The sequence below is a fragment of the Rhizobium sp. BK602 genome (genome assembly GCF_014195095.1).
Taxonomy (GTDB): domain Bacteria; phylum Pseudomonadota; class Alphaproteobacteria; order Rhizobiales; family Rhizobiaceae; genus Rhizobium.
The window spans coordinates 69,028-81,828 of sequence record NZ_JACIBC010000010.1 but is presented as its reverse complement, the minus strand read 5'-3'; the positions used below and the strand labels follow the sequence as shown (position 1 = coordinate 81,828).

Genomic DNA, 12,801 nt, shown 5'->3' with positions numbered 1-12,801 from the left:
TCGTGCTGGATCGTCCGTCGGGCATCCGCAGCGGCCTCGCATGGTCTGCGGCTGCTAAGACGGCTAGATTTTCGGCGCGCTCGTCGTTTCGCGCGTCACCAGTTCGAACCCGACATCCAGCCGGCTTTGTGCGGGCAACGCGGCGCCATCGTCCGATTCCAGCAGCGTCAGCAGCAATTCCCCGGTCTTGCTGCCGATCATTTCGGCATCGACGCGGATGGTCGAAAGCGCCGGCACGCACTGGCGGGCGATATCGAAGTCGCCGAAGCCGATGATCGAAAGATCGCCCGGAACGGCGATCTTGCGGCGCTGACATTCCATCAGCGCGCCGACGGCAGAAATATCTGAGACCGCAAACACCGCCTCGATGTCGGGCGCTTGCCGTAGCAACGTGCTCAGCGCTTCCGCCCCGTGATCGTAGGAGGAGGGGGCAGCACTCTGGCGCAGGATGGAACCGTCGGAAATGCCGGCCTCCCGAAGCGCGGCCGAAAATCCCTGCAGGCGGCTTTCGCCACGAAAGTCGGTGGCATCGCTGGTGATTGCCGAGCCGATCGCGCCGATGCGGCGATGACCGAGCGAGATGAGATGCCGGGCGGCAAGCCGCCCGACCTCGTAATTGGAAAAACCCACCGCATGATCGACCGGATGCTCCGGTACGTCCCAGATCTCGACGATCGGAATGCCGGCCCTGAGCAGCATCTCGCTGGTCGCCTTGGTGTGAACCGCGCTGGCGATGACGATCGCATCCGGGCGCCGCGCCAGCATGGCGCGGACGATGCGTTCCTCCTCGCTCAGGCTGTACATGGTATAGCCGATCAGCAGCTGATAGTCGGCGGTGCGCAGCGCACCCGCCAGCCCCTGAACGGTGTCGGCGAAATTGGCGTTGGTCAGGGTGGGCAGGATCGCGGTGATGAAATTGGTGCGCCGCGACGACAGCGACCGGGCGGTCCGATCCGGCACGTAGCCGAGTTGCTCGATCGCGGTCATCACCCGGTTGCGCGTCGCTTCCGCGACGAGCGCCGGGTCCGTCAGCACGCGCGAGACGGTCATCTTGGACACGCCGGCAAGCCGCGAGACATCGCTCATGGTTGCCTTGCGAGAGATGTCTGAAGGGTGCGCCACGGTTTCCCCTGCCTCCGGCCTATGCGATCCGCTGGTAGACAAGATGGTAGAACCGGCCGTCGCACATGCTCATCATCTCGTCGGTAATGGCGCGGCCTTCCAGCCGGACGGGCGATGCCAGCGCCTCTTCAACAGCTTCCATCGACGGATAATCGATTTCCTGGACCATGATGATCGGCGCGGCTCCGGGATCGCTGCGCCCGGTTCGCATCACGCGCACGGCCTGCGCATTCGGCATACGTTTCCACACGGGTAGCAGCTTTTCCTCGACGATGCGAAAGAATTCCTCTTCGCGGCCGGCATGGATGGCGCCCTCGAAAATCGCTGAGCGAGTGAACATCAATTTCCTCCCCTGAGTGTGTGCCGAAATGGCGATACTTTATTCCGGCTTGCAATGATACCGGTAACATGCTCTATTGCAATCACCAACCGAAAAGGTGTGTCTCGGATCGGAAGTCTTGATGGAGTGCGCACTATCGTTGTGAATCTTATTGAAGGAGAATGACAGATCCGGGATATTCGCTCGGATCGATGGTCTTTTTTGCTCAATGTTTTTGAATGTTTTCGGTAACATTGAGAATGGCGAATTGGGATTATGGATTTCATCCGTGACGGCTCCGGGGAGTGGGCGGCGGATGATTGTGACCAAGCACCAGATGGAGGAGTATCATGAAGATTTCGAAGTCCCTGCGCGGGATCATGGCGGCGGTCGGTATCGCCGCAGCAGGATTGCTGGCGACGGCCGAGGCGCATGCCACGACGCTCAACGATATCGTTTCCCGCGGCAAGGTGCGCATCGGCGTTCTGACCGGTGCGCCGCCGATGGGCATGGTCGATGAAAAGGGCAATCCGGCCGGCTATGACGTCGACGTCGCCAATCTGATCGGCGGCTACCTCTCGCTGCCGGTGGAGCTGGTTCCGCTGACACCGCCCTCGCGCATTCCGGCGCTGCAGACCGGCAAGGTGGATTTCCTGGTCGCAACGCTGGCGCCGACCGGCGAGCGGGCGAAGACGGTGATGTTCACCCAGCCCTACAGTGCCTTCAACATGGACATCATTTCCGGCCCTGGCCAGAAGTTCACCAAGCTGTCGGATCTCGAAGGCAAGCGCGTCGCGGTCAATCGCGGCTCGTCGCAGGAGACGGCGCTGCGCAAGGCGGCGGTTCCCGGCCTCGAGATCGTCGTCTACGAGGATGATTCCACCAGTGCGCAGGCGCTGATCGCCGGCCAGACCGATGCCGTGGCGCTGCCGTCCACGGTTGGCGAGGCGATCATCAAGCAGCGGCCGGATGCCGGCCTGCAGGTCGGTTTCACCTTCTTCCAGCAGGGCAATTCCATGGCGACGAAGATCGATGATTTCGAACTGCGCCAATGGCTGAACACCTCGATCTATCTCATGAAGATGTCCGGCGATCTCGACAAGATCTCGCTGAAGTGGACCGGCCGTCCGATGCCGCAGCTCCCGTCCTTCTGATCGGGCTTGCGTCCGCGTCAGCCGGCGAGTCCCTCGCCGGCTGACCGCAGCCCCTCACTGGAGGCCTTTCCATGTCCTACACATTCCAATTCGGCGCGCTGGCACAGTATCAGGGCGAATTCCTGAGCGGCCTCTGGCTGACTGTCAGGCTTTCGGTTCTGTCGATCCTGTTCGGCTCGGTCTGCGGCATCGTGCTCGCGTCGCTGCGCTCCGTCGGGGGCCGTGCCGTGCGGCTTCTGGTCGACACCTATGTCGAAGTCATCCGCAATACGCCCTTCCTTGTGCAGCTCTTCATCGTCTATTTCGGTTTGCCCGGCCTCGGGCTCAGGGTCGGCGCCGATACGGCGGCGCTGATCGGCATGACCATCAACCTTGCCGCCTATTCCACCGAGATCATTCGTGCCGGCATCGAGGCGGTGCACAAGTCCCAGATCGAGGCGGGCGAGGCGCTCGGCTTCACGCCCTTCCAGATCTATCGCCACGTCATCATCGTGCCGGCCGTCGCCAAGGTCTATCCGGCGCTGTGCAGCCAGTTCGTGCTGATGATGCTGGCCTCGAGCATCTGCTCGGCGATCTCGACCCATGAACTGGCCGCCTCCGCCGCCTTCGTGGAATCGCAGACCTACCGGTCCTTCGAGGTCTATATCGTCGTCACCCTGATCTATCTGGCATTGGCGCTGGCGCTGCGGGCCGTGCTCGCGCTAATCGGCATGTGGCTCTTCGGCCGCCGCGTCGCGCGTCGCACCATCGCGGCCTTGCCAGAGGAGGTGCAGGCATGAGTTTGAGAACATTCGGTTTCGACGAATTCTCCTTCCTGCTGCAATCGCTGCAATGGACCGTCGTGCTGACGATCATCGCGCTGATCGGTGGCGGGCTGCTGGGGTTCGCGGTGGCGCTCGCCCGCACTTCGTCGATCAAGGCCGTGCGGGTCGCCGCCGGCACCTATATCCAGATCATCCAGGGCATTCCGGTCCTGATGATCCTGTTCCTGTCCTATTACGGGCTGAGCCTCGCCGGCTTCGAGCTGCCGCCGCTCATTGCCGCGGGCGCGTCGATGACGATCTATGCCTCCGGCTATCTGGCGGAGATCTGGCGCGGCTGCATCCAGGCCGTGCCCAAGCAGCAATGGGAGGCGTCGGAATCGCTCGCCATGACCCGGCTGCAGCAATATCGCTACGTCATCCTGCCGCAGGCGGTGCGCATTTCCCTGCCGCCGACCGTGGGCTTTGCCGTGCAGGTGGTCAAGAATACCTCGATCACCTCGATCATTGGCTTCGTCGAACTCGCCCGTGCCGGGCAGCTCATCAACAATGCGACGTTCCAGCCGTTCCGCGTCTTCATCGCGGTCGCGGCCCTCTATTTCGTCGTCTGCTACCCATTGTCCCAGCTCTCGCGTTGGCTGGAAAGGAGGCTTCATGCCGGAAGTAATCGTTGAAAACGTTCACAAAAGCTTCGGTGCGCTCGAAGTCCTCAAGGGCGTGTCGCTCAATGTCGAACGCGGCGAAGTCTTCGCGCTGATCGGCCGTTCCGGCTCCGGTAAGAGCACGCTGCTGCGCTGCATGAACGGGCTGGAGAAGATCAATTCCGGCCGGATCGAGATCGCAGGCCATGCGCTAGGCACTGATCCCAAGGCGCTGAGAAACCTCAGAACCGATGTCGGCATCGTCTTCCAGAGCTACAATCTTTTCCCGCATCTGACCGTCGGCGAGAACATTATGCTGGCGCCGCGCATCGTCAAGGATGTCAAGAAATCGGAAACCCGCGAGATCGCTCGCGAGGTGCTGCAGCTCGTCGGCCTGTCGGAGAAGTTCGACGCCTATCCGGACCAGCTGTCCGGCGGCCAGCAGCAGCGCGTGGCGATCGCCCGCTCGCTTGCCATGCGGCCGAAGGTGATGCTCTTCGACGAAGTGACTTCCGCGCTCGATCCGGAGCTGACCGAGGAGGTGCTGCTGGTCATGGAGCGGCTGGCGCGCGACGGCATGACGATGATCCTCGTCACCCACGAGATGGCCTTTGCCCGCCGTGTCGCGACCCAGACCATCTTCATGCACAAGGGCACGATCTGGGAGCAGGGGCCCTCGAGGGAGTTGTTCGCCGATCCGCAAACGCCGGAGCTGCGCCAGTTCGTGAAGGCCGATGTGAAGTAGAGGCTTGACGAGGGGCGAGCCGCCGGTACAGCGCGGCCCGTCCCTTCAATGATCTCAGGACATGATCAGCCCGCCGTCGACATTGATCGTCTGGCCGGTGATGTAAGCTGCGTCGTCGCTGGCGAGGAAGGTCACGAGGCCGGCGACGTCCTCGCCGGAGCCCGGCCGTTTCATCGGTATGCCCTCGACCCATTCCTTCATCAGTTCGCCGGGGCCGTAATTGCCGAGCAGCTTGCCCCAGGCCTGGTCGTTATAGGCCCACATATCGGTCTCGATGATGCCGGGGCAGAAGGCGTTGACGGTAATGCCCTCGGTGGCGACTTCCTTGGCCAGGCTCTGCGTGATGCCGACGACGCCCATCTTCGAGGCGGCGTAGTGCGGCGTATAGATGAAGCCGTCGCGGGCCTGGCCGGAAGCTGTGTTGATGATGCGGCCGCCGCGACGATGCTTGCGCATGCGCGCGATCGCTTCCTGCGCGCAGAGGAACACGCCCTTCGTGTTGACGGCCATCACCTTGTCCCAGTCCGCTTCGGCCAGATTTTCGACGCGCGATATGGTGATGACGCCGGCATTCTGGATGGAGACGTCGACGCCGCCGAATTCACGTTCGGCGGCGTCGAACAAGGCAACGACACTGGCCTTGTCAGTGACGTCGCCGACGAAGGAGGCCGCCCGGCCGCCGTCGCGCCTGATCTCCTCAGCCACGGCATGGACCGTCTCCTCATTCGCCGAGACGACCACGCTCGCGCCTTCGCGGGCGAACCGCCTTGCGATGGCTGCGCCGATCCCGCGGCTTGCGCCGGTGATGACCACGGTCTTGTTTTCGAAACGGCTCATGAGGGCTCCTCCCTTTCGATCTCTCGGATTTGTGGATGCGGCACGGCAGATGCCGCATCGTTCGCCAACGGCTGTTATCCCGTTCCGTCGGTGTCGTTACGCGCTCATGTGCCGGATGCCGCCGACAGGATGGCGGCGAAATCGGAGGCCTTGAGCGAGGCGCCGCCGACCAGTGCCCCGTCAACGCCCGCAATCGAAAAGATCGAGCCGGCATTGGAAGGCTTCACCGAGCCGCCATAGAGCAGGCGAATGCCGGTTGCCTCGCTGCCGAAGCGGCTGGAGAGCGCGGCGCGCAGGGCGGCATGCACCTCGGCGATCTCCTCGTTCGTCGGGACCCGTCCGCTTCCGATCGCCCATACCGGCTCGTAGGCGACCGTCGTGTTGGCCGCGCTGGCGCCCTCGGGAATGGAGGTTCGCAGCTGTTCTTCGACAACCGCAAGCGTAGTGCCGCCGGCTCTTTCTCCTTCGGTTTCGCCGACGCATATGATGGCGTTCAGCCCGGCGCGGCGGGCCGCCAGCGCCTTGGCCGCGACCGTCCGGCTGGTCTCGCCATGGTCGACACGGCGCTCGGAATGGCCGAGGATCACATAGGCGGCGCCGAGATCGGCGAGCATTTCCGCCGAGATGTCGCCGGTATGCGCGCCGGACGTGTTCGCATGGCAATCCTGCGCCCCGATGCGCAGCCTGGTTCCTCTGGTGGCGGAGACGGCGCGGTCGATCAGCGTCGCGGGAGGGCAAAGGACCGCATCGGCCTTGGCGTCCTCGGCGGCGGCGGCAATCGCCGAGACCTCGAGCAGATCCGCGAGCGTCCCGTTCATCTTCCAGTTTCCGGCAATCAGCTTTTTCGACATCGGGATCACCAGCAGCAGAAACCGCCGTCGACGAGCAGGTCGACGCCCGTGACGAAGCTTGCGGCATCCGAGAGCAGGAACACGGCGGGGCCGACCATCTCGTCGACATTCGCCATGCGCTGCATCGGCGTCTGCTCTTCGAAGAGCTTCGTCTGATGCACCATCTCCGGCCGCGTGTTCATCGGGGTGGCCGTGTAGCCGGGCGAGATCGTGTTGACGCGGATACCGCGCCCGACCCATTCCATCGCCATGGATTTCGACATGTGGATCACGCCGGCCTTGGAGGCGTTGTAGTGGCACTGGTTGAGGCCGCGATTGACGATGACGCCGGACATGGAGGCGATGTTGACGATGGAGCCCTTGCCGTGCTTGAGCATGGCGCGCGCTTCCGCCTGGCAGGACAGGAACACGCCCTTGAGGTTGATGTCCATCAGCGTCTGGTACTGATCCTCCTCCATCTCCTCCGCCGGATTGGCATTGGCGATGCCGGCGGCGTTGACCGCCAGCGACAGGGCGCCGAGCTCGGCTTCCGTCCGCGCGACCGCCTCGGCAAGCGATGCCTTGTTCGTCACATCGGCCGCGATCTGGATCGAGCGGCGCCCAGCCTGGCGCACGAATTCCGCTGTGTTGGAGAGGCCGTCATCATTCCGGCGGTCCAGCAGCGCCACGTCGGCGCCGCATTGGGCAAGGCCGGTCGCGATGCGCTGTCCGATGCCGCTGCCGGCGCCCGTGACAAGCGCCACCTGGCCTGCGAGGTCGAAAAGCTTGGGAGCATTCAGAGTGATGGCGGGCATCGCTCTTCCTTTCTTCATTCGTTCTTCAGATTGTTGCCAATTCCATGACGGAGACGTCGTTTGCCTGGTCGCGCTCCAGAATGCCCGCCTGCTTGCCTTGCGCAAGCACGAGAATCCGGTTGGAAACGCCGAGGACTTCCTCGAGGTCGGAGCTGACGACGATGACGGCGACACCGCGCTTGGCGAGGTCGACGATGATGTCGTAGATGCCGGCGCGGGCGCCGACATCGATGCCGCGCGTCGGCTCGTCGAGGATAACCACCTTCGGATCGCGCATGAGCCATTTGGCGATGACGATCTTCTGCTGATTGCCGCCGGAAAGATCCGATGCCGGCTGCTCGCCGCGCCCCTTGATGCCGAAGGTCGCGATCGCCTTCTTCGCGAAGTCGCGTTTCATCGCCGGCGTGATCCAGCGCCGGCCGAAGCGGTCGAGATTGGCGTAGACGAGATTCTCGCCGATGCGGTGGCTGACGACAATGCCCTGGAGCTTGCGATCCTCGGGAACCATGACGATGCCCTTGGCGATCGCATCCGCCGGACTGCGCAGGGCGAGCCGTTCTCCGTTGAGGCGGACCGTGCCCGATTTCAGCGGATCGGCGCCGGAAATCGCCCGCACCAGCTCGGTGCGTCCGGCGCCGACGAGCCCGGCAATGCCGAGGATTTCACCGGCGCGGACCTTGAAGTTCACGTCCGAGAAGGAGGCGTCGGCGGCCGTCAGCCCCTCGACTTCCAGAACCGGCTGTTCCCGCGGCGTCGGCAATGTCGGGAACATCCTGTCGAGCGAGCGTCCGACCATGCTTTCGACGATGGTGCGCACCGGCGTTGCGCTGTCGGCGAATTCCTGCACCCGTTCGCCGTCGCGCAAGACGATGATGCGGTCGGTGATCTGTTTGATCTCCTCCATCCGGTGCGAAATGTAGACGATGCCGACGCCTTCGGAGCGCAGCTTGCGGACCTGCTCGAAGAGCGCTTCGGTTTCCGCGCCGCCGAGCGCGGCGGTGGGTTCGTCGAGGATCAGCAATTTCGCATTGAGCGCCAAGGCCTTGGCGATCTCGATCAATTGCTGGTTCGCCGTGGAAAGCCCCGCGACTTTCCTTGTCGCGGGTATGTGCAGATTCAGGCGGGACAGCTGCTCTTGGGCGCGCTTGACCATCTGTTTGCGATCGATCCTTCCGTTCTTCATCGGCCAGCGGCCGATGAAGACGTTTTCGGCGATGGTCAGCTCTGGCAGGAGCTGAAGCTCCTGGTGGATCAGCACCACGCCCTTGTCGATCGCTTCCCGCGGGGAGGCGGGGGCATAGGGCTGCCCCTGCCATGTCATTGTGCCATCCGAAGGAGTGCGCGATCCGGCGATGATGCCCGACAGGGTCGACTTGCCGGCGCCGTTTTCCCCGAGGAGGGCGACAACCTCTCCGGGGTAGACGTCGAGGCTGACGTTCTTCAGGACCTCAAGAGGCCCATAGCGCTTCGAGATGCCTCGAAGAGAAAGAACCGGTTCCGTCATATCACCACTCCTTGGCCGCAAATCATGGATGGTTGGCGATGAAGCCTTCGACATTGTCCTTGGTGGTCAGCGTCGCATCCATGAGCTGGACCGGCGCGACCTTCTCGCCGCCGACGATCTTGACGGCCATGTCGACGGCCGCGCGGCCCATCTTCTGTGTCTGCTGCGTCGCGGTCACGTCGAAGACGCCGTTCTTCAGCGCTTCGAGAGCGGCGGTATCGCCGTCGAAACCGCCAACGACGATCTTCTGGGAGGGATTGGCGACCTTGATGGCCTGGGCGGCACCCAGCGCCAGGCCGTCGGCCTGGGCAAAGACGATCGAGATATCAGGCTTTGCCTGCAGCATGTTCTGCATGATCTGGAAGCCTTCGTCCTGGCTCCACATGTTGGACCATTGCTCGGCGACGATCTTCACGCCCGGATTGGCCTTGACGGCTTCCATGCAGCCCTTGGTGCGGTCGACTTCCGGCGTCGTGCCCTTCTGGCCGTGGATGATAACCATGCTGCCCTTGCCGCCGGCCTTTTCGATGATGTGCTTGCAAACGGCGTTTGCCGAGGCGACGGAATCGGTGGCGAGGAAGGTGTCGCCCGGAGCGCCGTCGGCGTTGCGGTCGACGTTGATGACCGGCACCTCCGCCTGATGGGCGAGTTTCACCGGAATCGATGCCGCAGCAGCGCCCGCCGGAATGTAGATCAGCGCATCGATGTTCTGGGTGAGAAGATCCTGGATCTGGTTCACCTGCGTCGGGCCATCTCCCTTCGCGTCCACGGTCACGACGGTGATGCCGCGCGACTTCGCCTCGGCTTCGACAGCCTGTTTGATCTGGTTGAAGAAGTTCGCCTGAAGGTTGGCGACGGCGAGGCCGAGCTTCTTGACCTCCTTGGCCTGCACCGGTCCCAGGGATAAAGCGAGGGCCGCGGCCGAAGCCAGCAGAATACGGGAAAATTTCATCAGTTCCTCCTTGGTTTTGACTTTACCCCTGGGTGTGTCCTCCGCCCACGGGCCTTTGATCCGCTCCGATTGTTGGGAGAGGAATTCCAAAAATGCGCGGCCGGCCAGCCGCGCGGAATCATGCTTTCTTGCGGCGGAGCGTCTCGGCGCCGACGGCGAGGACGATGACCACGCCGATGATGACCTGCTGCAGGAAAGGCGAAACATTCAGCAAGTTCAGACCATTGCGCAGCACGCCGATGATGAGGACGCCGATCAGCGTGCCGCCGATGCCGCCGGCGCCACCCGAAAGCGAGGTCCCGCCGATGACGACGGCCGCGATGGTGTCGAGTTCGTAGCCGAAACCGCTGGAGGGCTGCACCGCATCGAGGCGCGCGGCCAGAACGATCCCGGCGAGCCCCGCAAGCAAGGCGCAGACTACATAGACGCCGATGGTGACCAGCGGCACATGGATGCCGGCGAGACGGGCAACCTCCGGGTTGCCGCCGACGGCATAGAGCATGCGGCCTTCCGAGCGATATTGCAGGAAGATCCAGGCGATCACGGCGATGACGAGCATCAGGAACACGGTGGCCGTCAGCACGCCGAAGTGACGGTCGATCGCCAGCATCGTGAACCAGTCCGGAAAGCCGACGATCTGCTGGCCGTCGGTGATCATGTTGGCGACGCCGCGCGCGACGGACATCATCGCAAGCGTCGCGATGAAGGCCGGCACGCGGAAGCTGGTGACCATCACGCCGACGATCAGGCCGCTCAGCGCCGAGGCGAGGAGAGCCAGCGGTATGGCGATCCCCATCGGCAGCCCGGCGACATTCGCGACCCAGCCCATGATCATCATCGACAGGGCAAGCACCGATCCGACCGACAGATCGATGCCGCCGATGAGGATGACGAAGGTCATGCCGACCGACATGATGCCGAGGACGGTGATCTGGTCGAGGATGTTCAATGCGTTGCGAGTCGAAAGGAAGGTGTCTGTCGCAATGCTCAGAAACACGCAGAGCAACAGCAACCCAATTAACGGACCCGTCGCTCCGCTGAGTCTTGCGAGCGATATCCTGGATTGCCGGGCCTGCTCGTGAACGCCTAGTGCGGACATTGTTCCTCCCACCTATTCGCTTGCTGCGCGGTTCAATCTTCAACTAAGAATAAATATTCACTAGTGTTGAAAAATTCATTAGCGACTGAGCCTGCCCCTGTCAATAGGTGATATGCTGTTGTGAACGAGGGGTCCGATGACTAAAATTCGCAAAACAGGCTTGACTAGGGTCGCGATTGTGCAAAAATATCTAGCAATGAATATTTATGCACAAAGGAAACGCTATGCAGTGGAAGGAACTTGAGCGCATCGCGCGTCAGATACGTCTGCGCGATCTGGAGGCGGTCTATGCGGCGGGCGCGGGGCATATCGGTGGGGAGATGTCGGCCATCGACATCCTGACGGCGCTCTATTTCCGTGTCCTCAAGGTCTATCCGGAGCAGGCCAGGCATCCAGAGCGGGACCGCTTCATTCTCTCGAAGGGCCACACCGCCTGCGCGCTCTACATCACGCTGGCAAAGCGTGGCTTCTTTCCCGAGGATGAAATCGCCACCTTCCTGCAACCGCATTCGCGGCTGAACGGCCATCCGAACTGCAACAAGGTTCCCGGTGTCGAGACCAATACCGGCCCGCTCGGCCATGGCCTGCCGGTTGCCGTCGGTGTCGCCAAGGCAGGCAAGCTTATCTCCGCCGCCTACCATACCTACGTGATGACCGGTGACGGTGAGATGCAGGAGGGATCCAACTGGGAGGCCATCATGGCGGCCTCGCAGTTCGGGCTGAACAACCTGACGCTCATCATCGACCACAATCGTTTCCAGCAGGGCGCCGCTCTCGCCGACACCAACAATGTCGCGCCGCTGCGGCCGAAGCTCGAGGCTTTCGGCTGGGAGGTCACCGAGATCAACGGCAACGCAATGGCCGAGATCGTCCCCGCGCTCGAGCATCGCGGCGCGCGGCCCCATTGCATCGTTGCCCATACCAACAAGGGTCAGGGCATCTCGTTCATGCAGGATCGGGTCGACTGGCATCACAAGGTGCCGAACAAGGAGCAATATGAACAGGCAGTCGCCGAACTGTCGGAGGCACTTTAATGGACGCGACCAACGTGAATACCAATCTGCACGACTGCCGCGATGCCTTCGCCGCGACCCTGGAGAAGATGGCATCGGCCGATGAGGCGATCGTTGCCGTCTGCAATGATTCCGTCGGTTCCTCGAAGCTCGGCGGCTTCAAGTCGAAGTTTCCGGAGCGGCTGATCAATGTCGGCATTGCCGAGCAGAACATGGTCGGCGTCGGCGCCGGGCTTGCCAATGGCGGCCGCATCCCCTTCGTCTGCGGCGCGTCCTGCTTCCTGACCGGCCGCGCTCTGGAGCAGATCAAAGCCGACATTTCCTACTCGAATGCCAACGTCAAGCTGATCGGCATTTCGTCGGGCATGGCTTACGGTGAACTCGGCCCGACCCATCATTCCATCGAGGATTTCGCCTGGACGCGGGTGCTGCCGAATCTGCCCGTCATTGCGCCATGCGACCGCATCGAGACCGCGGCGGCCGTCGAATGGGCAGCCAGCTATGCCGGTCCCTGCTTCCTTCGCCTGTCGCGCGTCGGCGTTCCCGACCTGCTGCCGGAGGGTCATAAATTCGTGCCCGGTCGCGCCAACCTCCTGCGGGACGGCGGCGACGTGACGCTGATCGCCAACGGCACGCTGACGCATCGCATGGTGAAGGCGGCGGAGATATTGGCAAGCCAGGGCGTCGAGGCGCGCGTGCTCAACATGGCGACCGTGCGCCCGATCGACGAAGCCGCCATCATCGCGGCGGCGAAGGAAACCGGTGCCATCCTCACGGCTGAAGAGCATTCGATCTATGGCGGCCTTGGTTCGGCCGTTGCCGAGGTGGTGGTTGACAATTTGCCGGTTCCGATGAAGCGCTTGGGCGTTCCTGGCATCTACGCGCCGACGGGCTCCGCCGAATTTCTGCTGGATGAGTTTGGTATGGCTCCGAATGCCATCGCAGCGGCGGCGCTCGCGCTCATCAAACGCAAGTGAGCAAAGGCCGTAACTGCTTCGGGGCGATCGTC

The 12,801-nt window shown here is 62.9% G+C and carries 14 protein-coding genes; 6 read left to right on the top strand and 8 right to left on the bottom strand.

From position 1 onward, the window contains the following. Positions 1 to 63 precede the first annotated feature (63 nt). Entirely contained in the window at positions 64 to 1,086 is a 1,023-nt protein-coding gene (locus FHX11_RS26495) for a LacI family DNA-binding transcriptional regulator (RefSeq protein WP_184363304.1), read from the bottom strand. A 55-nt stretch (positions 1,087 to 1,141) separates the two neighbouring features. Next, positions 1,142 to 1,462: a hypothetical protein gene (locus tag FHX11_RS26490; RefSeq protein WP_007689249.1), complete on the bottom strand. Its 321-nt coding sequence runs from the start codon at positions 1,460 to 1,462 to the stop codon at positions 1,142 to 1,144. 329 nt (positions 1,463 to 1,791) lie between these two features. Here FHX11_RS26490 and FHX11_RS26485 point away from each other — a divergent pair, with 329 nt between their 5' ends. The 4 genes from FHX11_RS26485 (at position 1,792) to FHX11_RS26470 (ending at position 4,742) form a co-directional block, all read left to right on the top strand. Next, a complete protein-coding gene (locus tag FHX11_RS26485) occupies positions 1,792 to 2,595 on the top strand; it encodes a transporter substrate-binding domain-containing protein (RefSeq protein WP_184363301.1) in 804 nt (267 codons plus the stop codon). Positions 2,596 to 2,666: 71 nt separating this feature from the next. Next, on the top strand, positions 2,667 to 3,374 hold the full coding sequence (locus FHX11_RS26480) for an amino acid ABC transporter permease (protein ID WP_184363298.1): 708 nt from the start codon (positions 2,667 to 2,669) through the stop codon (positions 3,372 to 3,374). Continuing rightward, a complete protein-coding gene (locus tag FHX11_RS26475) occupies positions 3,371 to 4,030 on the top strand; it encodes an amino acid ABC transporter permease (protein ID WP_184363295.1) in 660 nt (219 codons plus the stop codon). The genes FHX11_RS26480 and FHX11_RS26475 overlap by 4 nt, the downstream gene beginning before the upstream one ends. Continuing rightward, positions 4,011 to 4,742: an amino acid ABC transporter ATP-binding protein gene (locus FHX11_RS26470; protein WP_184363292.1), complete on the top strand. Its 732-nt coding sequence runs from the start codon at positions 4,011 to 4,013 to the stop codon at positions 4,740 to 4,742. Before FHX11_RS26475 ends, FHX11_RS26470 begins: the two co-directional genes overlap by 20 nt. Before the next feature lie 54 nt (positions 4,743 to 4,796). Here the strand turns inward: FHX11_RS26470 and FHX11_RS26465 are convergent, their stop codons facing one another. From FHX11_RS26465 to FHX11_RS26440, 6 genes are all read right to left on the bottom strand, one after another. Continuing rightward, a complete protein-coding gene (locus FHX11_RS26465; RefSeq protein WP_184363289.1) occupies positions 4,797 to 5,579 on the bottom strand; it encodes a glucose 1-dehydrogenase in 783 nt (260 codons plus the stop codon). A gap of 104 nt (positions 5,580 to 5,683) precedes the next feature. Beyond that, positions 5,684 to 6,439, bottom strand: coding sequence for a triose-phosphate isomerase (gene tpiA, locus FHX11_RS26460; protein ID WP_348649738.1), 756 nt, complete (start codon positions 6,437 to 6,439; stop codon positions 5,684 to 5,686). Beyond that, positions 6,436 to 7,224 carry an SDR family oxidoreductase gene (locus FHX11_RS26455; protein WP_184363283.1) on the bottom strand — a complete coding sequence of 263 codons (789 nt, stop codon included), beginning with the start codon at positions 7,222 to 7,224 and terminating at the stop codon, positions 6,436 to 6,438. The genes tpiA and FHX11_RS26455 overlap by 4 nt, the downstream gene beginning before the upstream one ends. A 25-nt stretch (positions 7,225 to 7,249) precedes the next feature. After that, the gene (locus FHX11_RS26450; protein ID WP_184363281.1) at positions 7,250 to 8,728 is read right to left on the bottom strand and encodes a sugar ABC transporter ATP-binding protein; all 1,479 of its coding nucleotides are present in this window, start codon (positions 8,726 to 8,728) and stop codon (positions 7,250 to 7,252) included. Between the two features lie 22 nt (positions 8,729 to 8,750). Continuing rightward, positions 8,751 to 9,680 carry a sugar ABC transporter substrate-binding protein gene (locus FHX11_RS26445; RefSeq protein ID WP_184363278.1) on the bottom strand — a complete coding sequence of 310 codons (930 nt, stop codon included), beginning with the start codon at positions 9,678 to 9,680 and terminating at the stop codon, positions 8,751 to 8,753. 118 nt (positions 9,681 to 9,798) lie between these two features. Continuing rightward, positions 9,799 to 10,779, bottom strand: a complete 981-nt coding sequence (locus tag FHX11_RS26440) for an ABC transporter permease (RefSeq protein ID WP_184363275.1) — start codon at positions 10,777 to 10,779, stop codon at positions 9,799 to 9,801. A gap of 224 nt (positions 10,780 to 11,003) precedes the next feature. Between FHX11_RS26440 and FHX11_RS26435 the strand changes: the two genes are divergently transcribed. Both FHX11_RS26435 and FHX11_RS26430 read left to right on the top strand, forming a co-directional pair. Next, positions 11,004 to 11,813, top strand: a complete 810-nt coding sequence (locus FHX11_RS26435) for a transketolase (RefSeq protein WP_184363272.1) — start codon at positions 11,004 to 11,006, stop codon at positions 11,811 to 11,813. Then, complete coding sequence (locus FHX11_RS26430) at positions 11,813 to 12,769, top strand: transketolase family protein (RefSeq protein ID WP_184363269.1); 957 nt, start codon at positions 11,813 to 11,815, stop codon at positions 12,767 to 12,769. Before FHX11_RS26435 ends, FHX11_RS26430 begins: the two co-directional genes overlap by 1 nt. The last annotated feature ends 32 nt before the right edge of the window (positions 12,770 to 12,801 follow it).

Coding starts and splice junctions, on each gene's coding strand:
- FHX11_RS26475 (WP_184363295.1), top strand. CDS start 3,371: ATGAGTTTGAGAACATTCGGTTTCGACGAATTCTCCTTCCTGCTGCAA.
- FHX11_RS26485 (WP_184363301.1), top strand. CDS start 1,792: ATGAAGATTTCGAAGTCCCTGCGCGGGATCATGGCGGCGGTCGGTATC.
- FHX11_RS26465 (WP_184363289.1), bottom strand. CDS start 5,579: ATGAGCCGTTTCGAAAACAAGACCGTGGTCATCACCGGCGCAAGCCGC.
- FHX11_RS26430 (WP_184363269.1), top strand. CDS start 11,813: ATGGACGCGACCAACGTGAATACCAATCTGCACGACTGCCGCGATGCC.
- FHX11_RS26490 (WP_007689249.1), bottom strand. CDS start 1,462: ATGTTCACTCGCTCAGCGATTTTCGAGGGCGCCATCCATGCCGGCCGC.
- FHX11_RS26495 (WP_184363304.1), bottom strand. CDS start 1,086: ATGAGCGATGTCTCGCGGCTTGCCGGCGTGTCCAAGATGACCGTCTCG.
- FHX11_RS26470 (WP_184363292.1), top strand. CDS start 4,011: ATGCCGGAAGTAATCGTTGAAAACGTTCACAAAAGCTTCGGTGCGCTC.
- FHX11_RS26480 (WP_184363298.1), top strand. CDS start 2,667: ATGTCCTACACATTCCAATTCGGCGCGCTGGCACAGTATCAGGGCGAA.
- FHX11_RS26445 (WP_184363278.1), bottom strand. CDS start 9,680: ATGAAATTTTCCCGTATTCTGCTGGCTTCGGCCGCGGCCCTCGCTTTA.
- FHX11_RS26435 (WP_184363272.1), top strand. CDS start 11,004: ATGCAGTGGAAGGAACTTGAGCGCATCGCGCGTCAGATACGTCTGCGC.
- FHX11_RS26450 (WP_184363281.1), bottom strand. CDS start 8,728: ATGACGGAACCGGTTCTTTCTCTTCGAGGCATCTCGAAGCGCTATGGG.
- FHX11_RS26455 (WP_184363283.1), bottom strand. CDS start 7,224: ATGCCCGCCATCACTCTGAATGCTCCCAAGCTTTTCGACCTCGCAGGC.
- FHX11_RS26440 (WP_184363275.1), bottom strand. CDS start 10,779: ATGTCCGCACTAGGCGTTCACGAGCAGGCCCGGCAATCCAGGATATCG.